This is a genomic window from Bradyrhizobium nitroreducens (assembly GCF_002776695.1).
GTDB lineage: Bacteria > Pseudomonadota > Alphaproteobacteria > Rhizobiales > Xanthobacteraceae > Bradyrhizobium > Bradyrhizobium nitroreducens.
On record NZ_LFJC01000003.1, the window covers coordinates 5454369 to 5473091 of the forward strand.

General features: G+C 66.4%; 12 protein-coding genes. 9 read left to right on the plus strand and 3 right to left on the minus strand.

Going from position 1 to position 18723, the window contains the following annotated elements; genetic code table 11:
• The first annotated feature begins 183 nt into the window (after positions 1–183).
• From TSA1_RS26285 to TSA1_RS26300, 4 genes are all read left to right on the plus strand, one after another.
• A complete protein-coding gene (locus TSA1_RS26285) occupies positions 184–1371 on the plus strand; it encodes a pyridoxal phosphate-dependent aminotransferase (RefSeq protein ID WP_100178865.1) in 1188 nt (395 codons plus the stop codon).
• Between the two features lie 89 nt (positions 1372–1460).
• Positions 1461–2018 (plus strand): biotin transporter BioY, encoded by a 558-nt coding sequence (locus tag TSA1_RS26290; protein ID WP_100178866.1) that lies wholly within the window; start codon positions 1461–1463, stop codon positions 2016–2018.
• Positions 2019–2103: 85 nt separating this feature from the next.
• The gene (locus tag TSA1_RS26295) at positions 2104–3438 is read left to right on the plus strand and encodes a dicarboxylate/amino acid:cation symporter (RefSeq protein ID WP_100178867.1); all 1335 of its coding nucleotides are present in this window, start codon (positions 2104–2106) and stop codon (positions 3436–3438) included.
• A 192-nt stretch (positions 3439–3630) separates the two neighbouring features.
• Positions 3631–5715 (plus strand): tetratricopeptide repeat protein, encoded by a 2085-nt coding sequence (locus TSA1_RS26300; RefSeq protein ID WP_174719082.1) that lies wholly within the window; start codon positions 3631–3633, stop codon positions 5713–5715.
• Here the strand turns inward: TSA1_RS26300 and TSA1_RS26305 are convergent.
• From TSA1_RS26305 to TSA1_RS26315, 3 genes are all read right to left on the minus strand, one after another.
• Positions 5712–6944 (minus strand): NAD(P)/FAD-dependent oxidoreductase, encoded by a 1233-nt coding sequence (locus TSA1_RS26305; protein ID WP_100178869.1) that lies wholly within the window; start codon positions 6942–6944, stop codon positions 5712–5714. The two genes, TSA1_RS26300 and TSA1_RS26305, sit on opposite strands and share 4 nt — an antisense overlap.
• A 38-nt stretch (positions 6945–6982) precedes the next feature.
• Positions 6983–8479, minus strand: coding sequence for an amidase (locus TSA1_RS26310; RefSeq protein WP_100178870.1), 1497 nt, complete (start codon positions 8477–8479; stop codon positions 6983–6985).
• A 107-nt stretch (positions 8480–8586) separates the two neighbouring features.
• A complete protein-coding gene (locus TSA1_RS26315; RefSeq protein ID WP_283814387.1) occupies positions 8587–10881 on the minus strand; it encodes an Rne/Rng family ribonuclease in 2295 nt (764 codons plus the stop codon).
• A gap of 45 nt (positions 10882–10926) precedes the next feature.
• On the opposite strand from TSA1_RS26315, the gene TSA1_RS40955 reads away from it, so the two are divergent.
• From TSA1_RS40955 to TSA1_RS26335, 5 genes are all read left to right on the plus strand, one after another.
• Positions 10927–11769, plus strand: a complete 843-nt coding sequence (locus TSA1_RS40955; RefSeq protein ID WP_283814388.1) for a hypothetical protein — start codon at positions 10927–10929, stop codon at positions 11767–11769.
• A gap of 617 nt (positions 11770–12386) precedes the next feature.
• Positions 12387–13682 (plus strand): N-acetylmuramoyl-L-alanine amidase, encoded by a 1296-nt coding sequence (locus TSA1_RS26320; protein ID WP_100178872.1) that lies wholly within the window; start codon positions 12387–12389, stop codon positions 13680–13682.
• Between the two features lie 323 nt (positions 13683–14005).
• On the plus strand, positions 14006–16519 hold the full coding sequence (locus tag TSA1_RS26325) for a penicillin-binding protein 1A (RefSeq protein WP_100178873.1): 2514 nt from the start codon (positions 14006–14008) through the stop codon (positions 16517–16519).
• A gap of 109 nt (positions 16520–16628) precedes the next feature.
• Positions 16629–17760, plus strand: a protein-coding gene (gene prfB, locus TSA1_RS26330; protein ID WP_100178874.1) for a peptide chain release factor 2 whose coding sequence is annotated in 2 segments (ribosomal slippage) — positions 16629–16697 and positions 16699–17760 — 1131 coding nt in all. Because the reading frame shifts where the segments join, the coding sequence is not laid out codon by codon here.
• Between the two features lie 2 nt (positions 17761–17762).
• Positions 17763–18644, plus strand: coding sequence for an NAD(P)-dependent oxidoreductase (locus TSA1_RS26335; protein ID WP_100178875.1), 882 nt, complete (start codon positions 17763–17765; stop codon positions 18642–18644).
• Positions 18645–18723: the final 79 nt, after the last annotated feature.

Below are 18723 nucleotides of genomic sequence, written 5' to 3' on the forward strand. Positions count from 1 at the left end.
CTTGGTCAAACGGTCGGGACAGCAGTTTCGTGATTGGTTTTGGCGATTGGCGGCGGACCGGATACGCGATATGCCCTTATCAGCCTTACCCCTTATGAGCCGTACAATGCGGCCAGTCTGGGGCGCAAGCGCCCCGTTTTCCGGACCGGTCGCGCCGGCCCGCCAGCGAAATAGCAGAATTCGATGCACGATGCGACATTGAGGAACCGGTTGGGGCAGTGGCTCGCGCCCTCCCGCCGCAGTGATGTTCCCCCGTTCATGGTGATGGACGTCATGGCCGCGGCGGCCCGAATCGAGGCCGCCGGAGGCCATGTCATCCACATGGAGGTCGGCCAGCCCGCGGCCGGGGCGCCCAGGACCGCGATTGCCGCCGCCCATGCGGCGCTCGAGGCGGGGCGTATCGATTATACCTCCGCGCTCGGCATCCCCTCCTTGCGCGAGCGCATCGCGCGCCACTATCGCGATGCCTATGGTCGTGACGTCAGCCCTGACAGGATCGTGGTGACCACCGGCTCCTCCGGCGGGTTCATCCTGGCTTTCCTGTCGATGTTCGAGCCGGGCGACCGCGTCGCCGTGACGGTGCCGGGCTATCCGCCTTATCGCCATATCCTCACCGCGCTCGGCTGCGAGCCGGTGCTGATCGAGACCACCAATGACACGCGCCATGCGCTGACTGGCGAGGCCTTGCTCGCGGCCCATCGCAAGGCGCCGCTGAAGGGCGTGCTGGTTGGCAGCCCGGCCAATCCGACGGGAACGATGATGTCCCGCGAGGCACTCGCCGGCCTCATCACGGCGGCGGAAGACGCCGGGATCCGCTTCATCTCGGACGAGATCTATCACGGACTCGACTATGCGTTTCCGGCGGTCACCGCGGCGGCGCTCTCCGAGCACGCTCTCGTGATCAACTCGTTCTCGAAATATTTTTGCATGACCGGCTGGCGCGTCGGCTGGATGGTCGTCCCCGAAATCCTGGTGCGGCCGATCGAGCGGCTGCAGCAGAACCTGTCGATCTCGGTGCCGTCGCTCTCGCAGATTGCGGCTGAAGCCGCCTTCGACGGTGCGGCCGAGATGGAGGCGATCAAGCACGGCTATCAGGAAAACCGGCGGATCTTGATCGAGGGATTGCCGAAGGCCGGCCTAGCCAAATTCCTGCCGGCCGATGGTGCATTTTATCTCTATGCCGACGTCTCGGACTTTACCTCCGACAGTTTCGAGTTCGCCAAGCAGATGCTGGAGCAGGCACGCGTTGCGGCCACCCCTGGGGTCGATTTCGATCCCGTTCACGGCCGCTCGTTCATTCGCTTTTCCTATGCACGCTCGCCCGAAGAGATGCGCGAGGCAGTTGACCGGATCGCTCACTGGCTTAAATAGCCGCCAGTTTTCGACCACCTCCGGAGTTCATCTTGTCTGACCGATCTGTTCCGACCGCTGCTGCACCGCATTTTTCTCTCGCCGCATTGATGTGGCCGACCCGGCCGGGCGAAACCGTTGGTGCGGTGCGCGCCATCGTGCTGGTTGTGCTCGGCACCGCCTTGATGGCGCTGTCAGCCAAGGTGAGCCTGCCGCTGCCCTACGTGCCGATGACGTTGCAGACGCTGGTGGTGCTGATGATCGGCGCGGCCTATGGCTGGCGCCTTGGCAGCGCAACCATGATCGCCTACCTCGCCGAAGGCGCGCTCGGCGCACCGGTATTCGCCGGGCCGGTGGGGGGAATTGCGCCACTGGTCGGCCCGACCGGGGGCTATCTGTTCGGCTTCGTTGCGGCCGCTTTCGTGACCGGCTGGCTCGCCGAGCGCGGTTGGGATCGCAGCGTGGTGCTGCTGTTCGCGGCGATGGCGGTCGGCCATATCGTCATTCTGGCCGCCGGCTTCGGCTGGCTGGCGTTCGGCCTTGGCCTCGGCGTCGCGAAGGCCTGGCAGGTCGGCATCGTGCCGTTCATTGCGGCTTCGCTGGTCAAGAACGCGCTTGGCGCGACGTTGATGCCCGCGGCGCGCAGGCTGATCGAGCGGCGCCGGTAAAGCGCACAAGGAGTTCGCGGTTCCAATTGACAGGGCCGGCCAAGTTGATCTTGGCTGGCCCGGCGTTTTGAGGGGGAGTGAAACGATGACGACGACAACGATGGCGGGGGCGCCGATCGCGCAGCCCGCAGCAAAGCCGTGGTACAAGGTTCTCTACGTCCAGGTGCTGATCGCCATCGTGCTCGGCGCCATCGTCGGCTGGCTCTGGCCGACGGTCGCCACCAACGAATGGATCAAGGCGCTCGGCGACGGCTTCATCAAGCTGATCAAGATGGTGATCGCTCCCATCATCTTCTGTACCGTCGTCTCCGGCATCGCTCACATCCAGGATGCCAAGAAGGTCGGCCGCATCGGCGTCAAGGCGCTGGTCTATTTCGAGGTCGTCTCGACTTTCGCCCTGGTGATCGGGCTCATCATCGGCAATCTGGTGAAGCCGGGCGCAGGCTTCGGCAGTGGGGCAGCGAACGAGGCGGCGGTTGCAAACTACGCCAAGCAGGCCGCGGGTCAGAAGTCCGTCGACTTCGTGCTGCACATCATTCCCGACACCGTGGTCGGCGCCTTCGCGCAGGGCGAAATCCTCCAGGTCCTGCTGTTCTCGGTACTGTTCGGCTTCGCGATCATGAGCCTCGGCGAGCGCGGTCACACCATCCGCAGCTTCATCGACGATGCCGCGCATGCCGTGTTCGGCGTCATCTCCATCGTGATGCGCGCAGCGCCGATCGGCGCGTTCGGCGCGATGGCCTATACGATCGGCAAGTTCGGCACCGGCGCGATCCTCAATCTGATCGGGTTGATCGCCACGTTCTACGTCACCGCGGCGCTGTTCGTCTTCGTCGTGCTCGGCATCATCGCGCGCCTTGCCGGGTTCTCGATCTTCAAGTTCCTGGCCTACATCAAGGACGAGCTGCTGATCGTGCTCGGCACCTCGTCCTCGGAGAGCGCGCTGCCATCTTTGATGGAAAAGCTGGAGCGGCTCGGCTGCTCCAAGTCGGTGGTCGGCCTCGTGGTGCCCACGGGATACTCGTTCAACCTCGACGGCACCAACATCTACATGACGCTGGCGACGCTCTTCATCGCGCAGGCGCTCGGCTACGATCTCAGCTTCAGCCAGCAATTGACCATCCTGGTCGTGGCAATGCTGACCTCGAAGGGCGCCTCCGGCATCACCGGTGCGGGCTTCATCACGCTGGCGGCGACGCTCGCCGTGGTCGATCCGCGCCTCGTGCCGGGCATGGCGATCGTGCTCGGCATCGACAAGTTCATGAGCGAATGCCGCGCGCTGACCAATCTGTGCGGCAACGGCGTCGCCTGCGTGATCGTCGCCTGGTGGGAGGGTGAGCTCGATCGCGACAAGCTCAACGCCAACCTCGCCAAGCGGATCGATCCGACCGACATGGAGACGGCGATCACGACGGACTGATCGGCAAGCTTCATTCGACGGCGCCAGCCGTGCCGTCGGCACCGGGAGTTTGAGAGGGCTGGTCGAGATCATCGACCAGCCCTTATTTCCGAGCCGACGCCGAGCCCGTCGGAAAGTTGCCGGCGCCCCGACTGACGGAATTTCCCTGGTTGCACGTTTAACGCCCATCTCGGACCTCGAAGGGGCGGTATCGTGGGCAACGCGGCTGTGAATCGGATCGTGGCGGAGGCGGCGGAGCATTTTGGGGCAGGGCGCCCGGATGAGGCAGATGCGCTCTGTGCAGAGGTTCTGAGGGCCGAACCGGATCACGTGCCGGCGCTGCATCTGGCCGCCCTGGCCGCCTTCGTCACCGACCGCGCGGCCGAGGGCGCCGCGCTGCTCGGCCGTATCTTCAGTGTCGATCCCGACCACGGACCCGCACTTGTCACGCTCGGAGACGCGCTTGCGGTGAAGGGGGAGCAGGAGGGGGCGGTGGCGGCGTTCCGGCGTGCCCTGATCCGACGGCCAGACGACGCCGGCCTGCACAACAAGCTCGGCATCGCGCTCGGCGAGCTCGCCCGCTTCGAGGAGGCCGAGGCCGCCTATCGCGGCGCGCTGGCGCTCGATGCGCATCTGACGCGCGCCAGCTTCAATCTCGCCCTCATGCTCGCGGGGCAGCGGCGGTTCGCGGAGGCCGAACAGGCTTATCGCGAGGTCATCGCAAGAGAGCCCTCCTATCGCGGCGCCTGGCTCAATCTCGGCAATCTCCTCGTGGACCAGGGGCGGCTCGACGACGCGGAAGTGGCCTATCGCCATGCGCTCGAGGTTGAACCCGATGATCCCGGATTGCTCTGCAATCTCGGCGCTGCGCTCTATCGGCGCGGGGCGCTGGAAGACGCCATCAGCTCGTACCGCCGTGCGATCGCGCTCGCGCCGGAGCATGGTCCGGCGCAGCGCCTGCTCGGCCTCGTCCTGCACGAGGCCGGTCACCTCGGGGAAGCCGCCGAAATCTACCGGCGGAGCCTTGCGCGCGATCCGTCGGATCACGTGATCGCCAGCAATCTCGGCGCCTGTCTGTCCGAGCTCGGCGCGTTGGAGGAGGCGATCTCGGCCTGCGAGCACGCGCTGCGGCTCAATCCGGGTCACGCTGCCGCCTGGACCAATCTCGGCATCATCCTCGAGAAGCAGGAGCGCGGGGACGACGCGGTGGCGGCGCACCGACGCGCGGTCGCGGCCGACCCTGCCCATGCCAAGGGCCACGCCAATCTCGCAGTCGCGCTGCGCAATGCCGGGGACATCGACGAGGCGCTGGCGGTCTCGCATCGCGCGGTCGCGCTCGATCCGGGCCAGCCGCTCGCGCAGTACAACCACGCGCATTTCCTGCTGATGAACGGCGACTTCGCTGGAGGTTTCGAGGCCTATCGCTGGCGACGCAAGTGCAAGACGTTGTCGGACGGCGATCCCTCGTTCACGGAGCCGGAATGGCATGGCGAGCCGCTGAACGGCCGCACCTTGCTGCTGTTTGCCGAATACGGGCTGGGCGATGCCCTGCATTTCGTGCGCTACGTGCCGATGGTCGCCGCGCGCGGCGGAAAGATCGTTCTCCAGGTTCAGCCGGCGCTGGCCCAGCTGTTGCGGCAGCTCCCCGATGTCAACGTGGTTGCGCGCGGTGAGCCGCTGCCGCCATTCGATCTGCAAGCGCCGCTGATGAACCTGCCGCGGATCTTCGGCACCACGCTCGCCACGGTGCCGGCGGACGTGCCGTACCTGCATCCTGATCCTGCAAAACTGTCGCGCTGGCGTGCGGCGCTCGCGGATGTGACGGCATTGAAGGTCGGCGTGGTCTGGGCCGGCAATGCCAGGCACAAGGGCGACCGGCAGCGCTCGCTGTCCGCAGAGGCCGTGCTGCCACGCCTGGTGATGCCGGGCGTGCAGCTCTACAGCCTGCAGAAGGAGCCGCGTCCCCAAGATGCTCCGGTGCTGGCCGCGCTCGGTGGCGATGTGATCGACCTCGCGCCCGCGCTCGGCGACTTCACGGATACGGCCGCAGCGGTGGCCGCCCTCGATCTCGTGATCGCGGTCGATACCTCGGTTGCCCATCTCGCCGGCGCGCTCGCTCGTCCGGTGTGGATGCTGACGCCCTATGCGCTCGATTGGCGCTGGCTGCGCGAGCGCGAGGACAGCCCGTGGTATCCGACCATGCGCCTGTTCCGTCAGCGCGCTCCGCGCGAATGGGAGGATCCGCTGATGCGCCTGTCGGCGGCGCTTGCGGTGCTCGCCGGGCGTGGCGAAGGCTAAAACCGCTCCGGCCGGTATGGCGCGGGATCGATCGCGGGCGTCTCGCCGCTCATGATCTCGGCGAGCAGACGCGCCGTCGCGGGTCCCAGGGTGAAGCCCTGATGGCCGTGGCCGAAATTCATCCAGAGGCCCGGATGACGCGGAGCCTGCCCGAGCACCGGCAGCATGTCGGGCGTGCAGGGGCGGGTGCCGAACCAGGGATCCGGCTCGACGCGCTTGCCGAGGTCGATCAGCTCGCGCGCGGAGCCTTCCGCGCTGGCGAGCTGCACGGGTGTGGCGAGTGCATCCATGCCGGTCAATTCGGCGCCGGTGGTGATGCGGATTCCCTTCGCCATCGGCCCCATGGCGTAGCCGCCGGCCTTGTCGACCAGCGGCAGATCGAGCGATGCGCCGCCGCTGTAATGCATGTGATAGCCGCGCTTGCGCACCAGCGGGATGCGATAGCCGAATTTGGTGAGGAGGTCGGGCGACCACGGGCCGAGGGTGACGACGGCGTGGGCGGCGTCGAGGCGCCCCTGGTCGGTGTCGACCGACCAGCCGGTCGTGGTCTGTCGCAGCGACTGTGCATCGCCGAGCACGATGGTGCCGCCGAGGCGCTCGAACAGCTCGGCATAGGCCGTGACGAGGGCGCCGGGATCGGACACGGTCCAGGTGTCGAGCCAATGGATCGCACCGGGCAGGTCGTCGCGCAGGATCGGCTCGGCCTTGGCGAACTCGCTGCCGGAGAGCACGCGGAAATTCACGCCGAATTCGCGGCGGTCTTCTTCCGCGGCCTTGATCGCGAGATCAAGATCCGCGGCGTTGCGGTACAGCGCCCGATAGCCGGCGCGGCGGATGAGATTGTCGGCATGCGCTTCGCGAATGAGGATGTCGTGCTCCGACGTCGCGTAGGCGATCAGTCGCGCCCACGCCTCGATCGCCTCGCGATGCCGCTTCGGCGCCGAGTGCCACCAGTAGCGGAGCAGGGGCTCGATATGGAGGTGAAGTGACGACAGGCTGTAGCGCACGTCGTTGGTGCGGCCGGTCGCGATCTTCAGGAGCGTCGCAAGGTCGCGCGGCATCGGATAGGGGCGGACCGCTTCGGCCTGGATCATCCCGGCGTTGCCGTAGCTGGTCTCACGGCCCGGCTCCCTGCGGTCGACGAGCGTGACGGCCCAGCCGCGCTGCCGCAGATGCAGCGCCGCACTGACACCGATCATGCCGCCGCCGAGAACGATTGCGCTTTGCATCGGAAGACTTCTCCTGTCGGACCGCGTCCTTCCCGGATTTATTCCCAGGTGAGGAAGCCGGGAGCGGACGCTAGAGCCGGCGCCGCGGCGAGCCGCGCCATGTCGGGCACGGGCCGGCACATCTGCGCATCGCGTGCGAACGCCGCCTCGATGCTCGCGGCAACCGAGAGCACGATGGCGTCGCCGCCACGCGGGCCGACGATCTGGAGGCCGAAGGGCAGGCCGGCTTCATCGAGGCCGAGCGGAATGCTGATCGCGGGATGGCCTGGCAGCGTGACGGCGTAGGCGAGTGCGAGCCAGTGGAAGTAGGATCTGGTCGGTACGCCGTCGATCTCCGCCGGATGAGGCTCCGACCACGGCCGCGGGCTCAGCGTGATGGTCGGGCTGATCAGTACGTCGCAGGTTTCGAAGAAGCTCTGCCAGGCGCGATAGATCCGCGTCTGCGTCGCCGTGGCCCGCGCGTGGTCTTCGAGCGTGTAACCGAGCCCTTCCTCGACATTGGCGCGGACGTTGGGGCCGAGCATCTGGCGACGCTCCTTGTAGTTCTTGCCGTGCGTCGCCAGGAACATGCCTGCGCGCAGCACGGCGAAGGCGTCGTCCGCGCCGGAGCAGTCGGGCGTCCCTTCGCGGCTCTCGGCAAACAGCGGCGCGAGCTTGCTCACGCGATTGCGAAACACGCGCCGGATCGCCTGCTCGGTCGGGGCAAAGCCAAAATCCTCGGTGAAGGCGAGGCGAAGCTTGCCGAGCTCCGCGGGGCGCGGGCCGGCCCAGCGCTCGGCGCGCGCGCGCACGGGCTCGCCGGGCAGCGTATAGGCAAGCGGATCGCGCGCATCGTCGCTGGCCATCACCGACAGCATCAGCGCGGTGTCGGCGACATTGCGCGCCATCGGGCCGTCGGTCGACAGGTTGGACCAGCCGAAGATGCGCTTTTCGCTGGCCACGAGGCCGTAGGACGGGCGCATGCCGACGATGCCGGCAAAGCCTGCCGGATTGCGCAACGAGCCGCCGGTGTCTGAGCCCGAGGCGAGCGGGGCCATGCCGCAGGCGAGCGCCACTGCCGAGCCGCCGGAGGAGCCGGCCGCAGAGCGCAGGGGATCGAAGGGGTTGCCGGTCGCGCCAAACACGGGATTGCGGGTGTTGCCGCCGGCCGCCCATTCCGGCGTGTTGGTCTTGCCGAAGATGACGGCGCCGGCGGCGCGCAGGCGCGCGACCGAGCCCTGGTCGGTGGCCGGGACGTTATCCCTCAGCAGCGGGCTGCCATAGGTGGAGCGCATTCCGGCGGTGTCCTGGGTGTCCTTGATGAGAACGGGCAGCCCGTGCAGGGCGCCACGCTCCTCGCCGCGCAGGATGGCGGCTTCGGCTGCCTTGGCGGCAGCACGCGCGCCCGGCTCGTCCAGCGTCACGACGGCGTTGACGGCGGGATTGACGGCGGCGATGCGGGACAGGCAGGCGTCCAGAAGCTCGACAGGCGAGATCGCCCGATTGGCCAACAGGCGGCGCAGCTCGACGGCACTGGAATCGCAAAGCTCTGACAATGCCGTCCCCTAATCTGATTGCGAGAACGGCTTAGCACATCGGAACAACGACGAAACAAAAACGCCCGGCAGTGCCGGGCGTCGTGTCTTGCATAGGTCGTTGGGTTTTACTCGCCGCCGCCGAAGCGGCGGGACCACCAGCCGGCGCGGCGCGGGGCGGCCGGCGTTTCGCTGGCCGGCTCCGGCGCGGGCTCAGCTGCCGGCGCGGGCGGGGCGACCGGCTCGGCCGCCTGCGCAACCGGCGCAACCGGCGCTGCCGGCTCGCTCGGGCTGCTCGACAGGAAGCTTACCTTTTCGCGGACCGTGGAGCGGCGCCGTGCGGCCTTGTCGTCGGCGGGTTCTTCCGCGGCGACGGGCTCGGGCTGGGCCGGCACCTCGGTCTGCACCTCGGCGCGCGGCTCAGGCTGAGAGACCTGCGGCTCAGCGCTGTGCTCGGCTTGCGCAATCGGGGGCGCAGCCTCGCTGCCGAAGCCGTCGAAATCGGCGACCGCGTCGCTTGCTTCCGGCGGCGCACTGCCCGCGAGCTCGTCGCTGATGGAGCCGGCGAGACCATCCTCGCCGCCACCACGACGACGACGTCCGCCGCGACGGCCACGCCGGCGGCGGCGGTCACCGCTGCCCTGCTGCTCGCCGCGGGCCGCCTGTTCCTCGCCTTCTTCGCCATCCTGCTCGGACTCGGCATCCTCTTCGCCTTCGCCGGCCGCAACAGCCGCCTCGGGAAGGGTCGCAGGGCTATCCTCGCGCAACTCGCCCTCGCGCTGGCCACCGCGGCCGCGCCTGCGCCTGCGCCGCTTGCGGCGCTGGCCGTCCTGATCGGACGTGGCTTCACCGGACGCCTGCTCCTCGGCAAGACCTTCGGTCTCCTCGGTTTCGACCTCGGATTCGGTCTCGATGTCGAAGCCGTCCTCATCCTCGTAGGCCTCTTCCGCCAGCGGCGGCGGGCTCGCGGCCGCCTGCGCAGCAAGCAGCGCCTTGGCGGCTTCCAGCGTATGCACCTGTTCGCCGCGGTCGATGAGATAGGCCTGCGGTCCGCTGACGCTGGGATCTGCGATCACCGAGAGGGTGACCTTGAAGCCGTTCTCGAGATCGCGCAGATGGCCGCGCTTGTGGTTCAGCACGTAGAGCGCGACGTCGGTGCGGGTGCGGACCACGAGATTGTGGGTCGCGCCCTTCATCAGGATCTCTTCGAGGCCGCGGAGCAGCTGCAGCGCCACCGAGGACACCGAGCGGACATGGCCGGTGCCGCCGCAATGCGGGCAGGGATCGGTCGAACTCTCGAGCACGCTGGCGCGGATGCGCTGGCGCGACATCTCGAGCAGGCCGAAATGCGAGATGCGGCCGACCTGGATGCGCGCGCGATCCTGCCTGAGGCAATCGGACAGCTTGCGCTCGACCGCGCGGTTGTTGCGCTTCTCGTCCATGTCGATGAAATCGATGACGATGAGGCCGGCGAGGTCGCGCAAGCGAAGCTGGCGGGCGACCTCTTCGGCCGCCTCCAGATTGGTCTTGAGCGCGGTGTCCTCGATATGGTGCTCGCGGGTCGACCGTCCGGAGTTGACGTCGATCGAGACCAGCGCCTCGGTCTGGTTGATCACGATATAGCCGCCGGAGCGCAGCTGCACGGTCGGCGAGAACATCGCGTCGAGCTGGCTCTCGACGCCCATGCGCGAGAACAGCGGCTGGCCGTCGCGATACTGCTTCACCGCGCTGACATTGGCCGGCATCAGCATCTTCATGAAGTCGCGCGCTTCGCGGTAGCCGGATTCGCCCGCGACCGAGATCTCGTCGATCTCCTTGTTGTAGAGGTCGCGCAGCGAGCGCTTGATCAGCGAGCCTTCCTCGTAGACCAGGGTCGGGGCCTGCGACTTCAGCGTGAGGTCGCGTACCGTCTCCCACATCCGGATCAGATATTCGAAGTCGCGCTTGATCTCGGGCTTGGTCCGGGCGGCGCCCGCGGTGCGCAGGATGATGCCCATGCCCTCGGGCACGTCGAGATCCTGCACCACTTCCTTCAGGCGGGAACGGTCCTGTGCGCTGGTGATCTTGCGGCTGATGCCGCCGCCGCGCGCGGTGTTCGGCATCAATACGGCATAGCGGCCGGCGAGCGAGAGGTAGGTGGTCAGCGCCGCGCCCTTGTTGCCGCGCTCTTCCTTGACGACCTGCACCAGCATGACCTGGCGGCGCTTGATGACTTCCTGGATCTTGTACTGGCGGCGCGGACGGAAAGTGCGCTCCGGCACTTCCTCCAGCACGTCGTCGCCGCCGACGGATTCGACGACTTCCTCTTCGGCTTCCTCGTCGTCCTCGTCCTCATCCTCGTCGTCTTCGCCGGTCGTTTCCGCAGCCTCGGCATGAGGGGCCTCGCCGTAGACGGCGTCGGCCGGCTCAGTTGAAGCGGTCACGGCTTCGGCGAGGTCCGCGGCGTGCGTTTCGTGGGACTCGGAGGCATGAGCCTCGAAGGTCCGGGCCTCCTGCGGCTCGGCAGCAACCACGGGCTCGGCGCCGACGGCCGCGACAGGCGCGGGGGTCTCATCGGCATGATGATGCTCGTGATGATCGTGACCATGGTCATGATCATGGGCGTGATCGTCGCCATGGGCATGATGATGGTCGTGCGCGTGGTCTTGGTGGTCATGATCGTGATCATGATCGCCATGTTCGTGGTCGCGATGTTCGTGGTCGTGATGATCGTGCTCGCCGTGATGCTCCGCATCGGTGTGCAGATGCTCGCCTTCGTGCGACGCGCCTTCGGCGAGCAGGGCCTCGCCCTCGACCGGCTGGGCCGTGGGATCGGTGCCCTCAACGACGTCGCTGCGGACGCGTTCGCCATGGCTGCGGCGGCGGGAGTTGCGGTGGCGCGAACGGCGGCGACCGTGGGAGCGGTTCTCGCTCTCTTCCTCGGCCTCGCGATGGGCCTGCTCCTCGGCCTCGATCAGCGCCTGCCGGTCGGCGACCGGGATCTGGTAGTAATCGGGATGGATTTCGCTGAAGGCGAGGAAGCCGTGGCGGTTGCCGCCATATTCGACGAAGGCGGCCTGGAGCGAGGGTTCGACCCTTGTGACCTTGGCGAGGTAGATATTCCCGCGCAGTTGCTTGCGTTGCGCGGTCTCGAAGTCAAACTCTTCGACGCGATTGCCGCGGACCACGACGACCCGGGTCTCTTCCGGGTGGGTGGCATCGATCAACATCTTGTTGGGCATGTCTTAACTCTTGGCGGCGGCGGGCGCTACTCACCGTGGGCGCGTATCGCGCCGCCGGGTGACGCGACGGTCCACCTGATTCGGGGGTGAGGGGAAGGCCGAAACGCCGTCTCTCGCGCCTTGCCGAACCGGAAGCTTCAGGACCATGGCGGCGTGCGGGATTTTCACTCCGCAGCGTCGCGAATGGTCCTTCAGAATTCGTCGGCACAGTCTGGCGCATCAAGCGTCGGCCCGTATGAAACACTGGGCGGCGAGGCCGCCCTTCAATCAGTTGCTGCTGGCCAGGCATGGCGCGAGCGCGCTCGCCTTGGGGGATCACGAACCGCTCCCCTGGGATCAAGGGACCGGGTAATGGGTTACATCGCTGTCAGAACCGTCCGGGTCAGTTGAGTGGTAACCCGAGACCGTTCCGCCGTCGGCGCTTGACCCGTTCCACCTCGCTGCCGCGCACCGCGCTGGCCTTTGAGGGAAATGGAAAACGCTGGAATTCCCAAACCTTGGGAGTTCCGGCGCTGCGCCGGCAGGCTGAATGCGACACAACCGGAAATATCGGCCGTCAGCATTCCGTACATACGAGGAATGAGCCATCCGTGCAAGGGAGCGTCGCACGGCGGTCACACTCAGCGAGTTTTGCGTTTCCGTCATTAAGGATCAATTAACCCTGTGGTTCTATTGCGTTAAAAGGGCTGCTCGGAGGCACGGAATCGGTGGCGAGCCGCACAAATCAACGGATCTTGCTGGCATGCGCCCTTCTGTGCGCCGCAGCATTGCCGTGTGCTGATTCATCGCGCCTGAAGGCGGCAGAAAGCCAGCTGCAACCCGCTGTTGCGGCGGCGAATTTTCCAATCGCTTCGGGTGCCCGGCTGGCCGGCGATGGCAAGCAAACCCGCTTCATTCTCGACCTCGATCAGGCCATCACCTTCCGCGCCGTCACGCTGGCCGACCCCTATCGGGTCGTCATCGACGTACCGCAGCTCAGTTTTCAGCTGCCCGCGGGCACCGGGGCCGGGGGACGCGGACTGGTCAAGGCCTTCCGCTACGGGCTCGTCATGCCCGGCGGCTCGCGAATCGTGTTCGATCTGACTGGACCGGCCCGGATCGCCAAGTCCTACGTGCTCGAGGCGGCCAACGGCCAGCCGGCCCGGCTTGTGCTGGAGCTGGAGGAGGTCGACCGAGCCGCCTTCGTACCGGCGCAAGCGCCCGAAAATCGCCCCGAGCTGCGGCCCACGATCGCCGAGGCGCAGCCCGCCACGGCTCCCGCCGCGACAGCCCCTGATACGGCGCAGCAGAAGGCCGATGGCCGCCCGGTCGTCGTGATCGATCCCGGCCATGGCGGAATCGACAATGGCACGCAATCGAGCGGCGAGAGCGAGAAGAACCTGGTGCTGGCCTTCGGGCTGGCGCTGCGCGACAGGCTGGAGAAGGCCGGCAAGTACCGCGTGGTCATGACCCGGGACGACGACACCTTCATTCCTCTCAATGACCGGACCAAGATCGCCCGCAATCTCAAGGCCGCCTTGTTCGTCTCGATTCACGCCGATGCGCTGCCGCGGGCCGAGGGCGATGCGCAGGGCGCGACCATCTATACGCTGTCCGACAAGGCCTCTGACGCCGAAGCCCAGCGGTTGGCGGACGCGGAAAACCGGGCGGATGCGATCGCCGGCTTCAACCTTGCGGAGGAGCCGACCGACGTCGCCGACATCCTGATCGATCTGACGCAGCGGGAAACCCGCACCTTTTCAAATCGTTTCGCCCGGCTCTTGATGGGGGAAATGAAGTCGACGGTGCGGATGCACAAGCATCCCCTGAAGTCGGCCGGCTTCCGGGTCCTGAAGGCGCCCGACGTGCCCTCGGTGCTGGTCGAGATCGGCTACGTCTCCAACAAGGGCGACCTCGAGCACCTGGTCTCCGAGGGCTGGCGGTCCAAGGCGGTGGGCTCGATGGCGCAGGCGATCGACGGGTTCTTGACCAAGCGGATGGCCACGGCGGGATCGTCGAATTGACGACCCGGGGACCGTCAAACTGACGACCCGGGGATCGTCAAATGGACGACCCTGGGATCGCCCAATTGGGCGACCTTGGGAGCTTCGAACTGAAAGGGTTTTTCCGTCTCGCCTTAAAAGCCCTAGTTTGGCCACAGCGGGCGCTTTATAAAAACGCGGCAGGGGGTTCCGGAATCGGCGAGAATCCCGTTCGGCAAGCGTCTTAAGTCCGGCATTGATGGTATTGTGTAAGCCGGTGAATTCGCGACGTGAGGTTGGCGCCAGTTTGAGGTGCCAAGGGACCGATCCTGGGCTGATTCAGAGTTTGAACGGATAAACACATAATGCGCTTGCTGGTGCGGTTCATGGGCTTCCTGTTCGCCGCGGGAACGGTGGTGTTCCTTGTCGGTGTCGGGGCCGTGGCAGGCTTGATCTGGCATTTCTCCAAGGACTTGCCGGATTACTCTCAGCTCCAGGATTACGAGCCGCCGGTGATGACCCGCGTGCACGCGGTCGACGGCTCGCTGCTGGGCGAATACGCCAAGGAGCGGCGGCTGTACCTGCCGATCCAGGCGGTGCCCAAGCTCGTGATCAACGCGTTCCTGGCGGCCGAAGACAAGAATTTCTACGAGCATGGCGGTATCGACTACACCGGCATGGCGCGCGCAGGTCTGGTCTACATCCAAAACTACGGCTCGAACCGGCGTCCGCAGGGCGCCTCCACCATCACCCAGCAGGTCGCCAAGAACTTCCTTTTGACCAACGAGGTCTCGTTCGCCCGCAAGATCAAGGAAGCCTTGCTGGCGATGCGGATCGAGAAGACCTATTCGAAGGACAAGATCCTCGAACTGTACCTGAACGAAATCTATCTCGGTCTCGGTGCCTACGGCATTGCGGCCGCCTCGCTGGTCTATTTCGACAAGTCGGTGAACGAGCTGACTGTCGCCGAAGCGTCCTATCTGGCCGCGCTGCCGAAGATGCCGGCGACCCTGCATCCGGTGCGTAACCGCGACCGCGCCATCGAGCGCCGCAACTACGTGATCGACCGCCTCCAGGAGAACGGCTGGATCAAGCAGGCCGACGCCGAGAAGGCGCGCAAGGAGCCGCTGGCCGTGACCAGCCGCTCGAACGGCGCCCACACCTTCGCCGGCGAATATTTTGCCGAGGAAGTCCGTCGCGACATCTTCGAGCGCTACGGCGAGAAGAAGCTGTATGAGGGCGGCCTCTCGGTCCGCACCACGCTCGATCCGAAGATCCAGGTCATGGCGCGCAAGACCATGGTCGCCGGCCTCGTGAACTATGACGAGCAGCAGGGCTATCGCGGCGCCATGAGCAAGCTCGACACGTCGGGCGATTGGGGCGTCAAGCTCGCCGAGATCAAATCGCTCTCCGACATCTCGCCCTGGCGCATGGCGGTCGTGCTGGAGACCAGCGACCAGTCCGCGCGCATCGGCTTCCAGCCGAGCCGCGAGCTTGGCGGCGCCGTCAGCAAGCAGCGCGAGACCGGCCTCGTCACGCTCGACGGCGTGCGCTGGGCGAGGGCAGCGCAGGGCAACACCAAGGGCAAGACGCCGACATCCGTGGCGCAGGTGCTGCAACCCGGCGACGTGATCTATGCCGATCCGCTCTACAGCAAGGAGGGACAGCCGGTCGAAGGCCAGTACCGGCTGCGCCAGATCCCCGAAGTGTCCGGCGCAATGGTGGTGATGGATCCCTGGACCGGCCGCGTGCTCGCGATGGTCGGCGGCTTCTCGTTCGACCAGAGCCAGTTCAACCGCGCCACGCAGGCGTACCGGCAGCCGGGATCGTCGTTCAAACCGATCGTCTATTCGGCCGCGCTCGACAACGGCTATACGCCCTCGACCGTCGTGCTCGATGCTCCCATCGAAATCGATCAAGGCCAGGGCGCAGGCGTGTGGCGGCCGGAAAACTTCTCCTCGGGCAAGTTCCAGGGACCGGTGACGCTGCGCAACGCGCTGCGGCAATCCCTCAACACGGTGACGGTGCGCCTCGCGCAGGACATCGGCATGCCCCTGATCGGCGAATATGCCCGCCGTTTCGGCGTCTATGACGAGCTGCCGAACTATCTCTCCTACGCACTCGGCGCCGGCGAGACGACGGCGATGCGCATGGTCACGGCCTATTCGATGCTCGCCAATGGCGGCCGCCGGGTGAAGCCGACCCTGATCGACCGCATCCAGGACCGCTACGGCCACACCATCTTCAAGCATGACCAGCGCGAATGCCGCGGCTGCGATGCGCCCGGTGGCTGGAAGAACCAGCCCGAGCCGCAGCTGATCGACCGCCGCGAGCAGGTGCTGGACTCCATGACCGCCTATCAGATCACCGAGCTGATGGAAGGCGTGGTTCAGGCCGGTACCGCGACCGTGGTCAAGGAGGTCGGCAAGCCTGTCGCCGGCAAGACCGGCACCACCAACGAGGCCAAGGACGCCTGGTTCGTCGGCTTCTCTCCCGACGTCGCCGTCGCCATCTATATGGGCTACGACAAGCCGCGTCCGCTGGGTAAGGGCAATGCTGCAACCGGCGGCCATCTGGCGGCCCCCATCGCGCGCGATTTCCTCAAGCTCGCGCTTGCCGACAAGCCCGCGGTTCCGTTCAAGGTGCCGGCCGGCATCAAGCTCGTCCGCGTCGTCTCCAAGACCGGCATGCGCGCAGGTCCCGGCGAGACCGGCGGTACCATCCTCGAAGCCTTCAAGCCGGGCACGGCGCCGCCGGACAATTATTCGGTCATTGGTGTCGCCGACGCCGACGGCCGCGGCGGCGGCATGCCGGCCTCACAGCAGCAGCAGCCGGATTCCGGCTTCTTCATGCGGCCGGGCACCGGCGGGCTGTACTAGGCCGCGGATAAGGCTGACGATCGCGGTTCCGGCGGTTGCGCTTTGCGGCCGCCGCCGCTACATCCCCATCTCGAATTGCACGCGGGATTCCGCGAGATCAGAGAACGACATGCGCGCCGAAATCGAACGGTTGGTAGAAGAGATCAAGCAGTCGGTCGGGCTGCTGAGGAGGCATCTTTGACGTCGAGAAATCGACGGCGCGCCTCGCTGAGCTGAACAAGCTCGCAGAAGATCCCAACCTCTGGAACGATCCCCAGAAAGCCCAGAAGCTGATGCAGGAGCGGACCTCGCTGGAGGATTCGCTCTCGGGCATCGGCAAGGTCGAGCAGGAGCTCGAAGACGATATCGGCATGATCGAGCTCGGCGAGGCCGAGGGTGATGACGGCGTCGTGGCGGAAGCCGAAGCTGCGCTGAAGAACCTCAAGAAGGAAGTCGCGCGGCGCGAGCTCGAGGCATTGCTGTCCGGCGAGGCGGACCGCTTCGATTCCTATCTCGAAGTCCATGCCGGCGCCGGTGGCACCGAGAGCCAGGACTGGGCGCAGATGCTGCTGCGCATGTACACGCGCTGGGCCGAAAACCACGGCTTCAAGGTCGAATATCTCGAAGAGTCCGAGGGCGAAGAGGCCGGCATCAAGTCGGCGACCATCCAGGTCTCCGGCCACAACGCCTATGGCTGGCTGAAGACCGAAGCCGGCGTGCATCGCCTGGTGCGCATCTCGCCGTTCGATTCCAATGCGCGGCGGCATACCTCATTCTCGAGCGTGCAGGTATTCCCCGTCATCGACGACAGCATCAAGATCGACATCAAGGAATCCGACGTCCGCACCGACACCATGCGTTCGGGCGGCGCCGGCGGCCAGCACGTCAACAAGACCGAGTCCGCGGTGCGCCTCACGCATATTCCGACCGGCGTTGCCGTGGTCTGTCAGGCCGGCCGCTCCCAGCACAAGAACCGGGCGCAGGCCTGGGACATGCTGCGCGCTCGACTGTATGAAATGGAGCTGAAGAAGCGCGAGGAGAAGGCCGCCGCCGACCAGGCCGCCAAGACCGATATCGGCTGGGGCCACCAGATCCGCTCCTACGTGCTGCAGCCCTATCAGATGGTGAAGGATCTGCGCACGGGCGTGCAAACCTCCGACACGTCGGGTGTGCTCAACGGAGAGCTCGACGATTTCATGGCCGCGACCCTGGCGCAGCGCGCCTTCGGCACCCCCGGTGCCGACATCGAGGACGTGGACTAGCCATGGCACGCGTCGCCTTCATCGGGCTTGGGCGGATGGGCCACGGCATGGCCGGCCGTTATCTCGATGCCGGCTTCACGGTGACGCTGTGGAATCGCAGCAAGGCAAAAGCGGAAGACCTGATCGCGCGCGGCGCGCAATGGGCGACCTCGCCCGAGGATGCCGCGATCGATGCCGATGCGGTCGTGACCATGGTCGCCGACGACGAGGCCTCGCGGGCGGTCTGGCTGGGGCCGAAGGGCGCGGCCAAGACGGCCAAGGCCGGCACCATCGCGATCGAATGCTCCACGGTCTCCTATGACCACGCGCGCGAGATGGGCCGCGAGCTCAACGCGCGGGGGCTGATCTACATCGACTGCCCCGTGACGGGATTGCCCGATGCGGCGGCCGCCGGAAAGCTGACGCTGCTGGTCGGCGCCGATGCCGCCGACCTCGAACGCGCGCGGCCTTATCTCGAGCCGATCGGCTCGACCATCCGCCATTTCGGCGCGGTCGGCTCCGGCACCGTTTACAAGCTCATCAACAATCTGATGGGCGCGATCCAGATCGCCGGCCTTGCCGAAGGTCTTGCGATCGCCGAGCAGGCCGGGCTCGACATGAACCTCGTGCTGGAGTCGATCCAGGCGGGCGTCGCAGCCAGCCCGCAGGTACAGCGTCACTCCAAGCGCATGGTCGCCCGCGATTTTTCCGGCGCGACGTTCACCACAGCACTGCGCCACAAGGATGCAGCCTATGCGATGAGGCTTGCGGAAAGCCTGCTGGCCGACAAGCCGCTGGTTTCGCGCGCCGCAGTCGAGGCCTACGCGCAGGCGAAAGCGGTGATGCCGGATGACGACGAAGGCAGGATGATCGAGCTGGTGTCGCGGCGGAAGAAGCCGTCCTAGCCGGCTGTATCGCCATGGGGCGGCCTCGGTCGCTCCATTCGTTCCGAGCATCGATTTGTAGACCGGTGCTTCATCGGAA

Coding starts and splice junctions, on each gene's coding strand:
- TSA1_RS26285 (WP_100178865.1), top strand. CDS start 184: ATGCACGATGCGACATTGAGGAACCGGTTGGGGCAGTGGCTCGCGCCC.
- TSA1_RS26290 (WP_100178866.1), top strand. CDS start 1,461: ATGTGGCCGACCCGGCCGGGCGAAACCGTTGGTGCGGTGCGCGCCATC.
- TSA1_RS26295 (WP_100178867.1), top strand. CDS start 2,104: ATGACGACGACAACGATGGCGGGGGCGCCGATCGCGCAGCCCGCAGCA.
- TSA1_RS26305 (WP_100178869.1), bottom strand. CDS start 6,944: ATGCAAAGCGCAATCGTTCTCGGCGGCGGCATGATCGGTGTCAGTGCG.
- TSA1_RS40955 (WP_283814388.1), top strand. CDS start 10,927: ATGAGCCTCGAAGGTCCGGGCCTCCTGCGGCTCGGCAGCAACCACGGG.
- TSA1_RS26325 (WP_100178873.1), top strand. CDS start 14,006: ATGCGCTTGCTGGTGCGGTTCATGGGCTTCCTGTTCGCCGCGGGAACG.
- TSA1_RS26335 (WP_100178875.1), top strand. CDS start 17,763: ATGGCACGCGTCGCCTTCATCGGGCTTGGGCGGATGGGCCACGGCATG.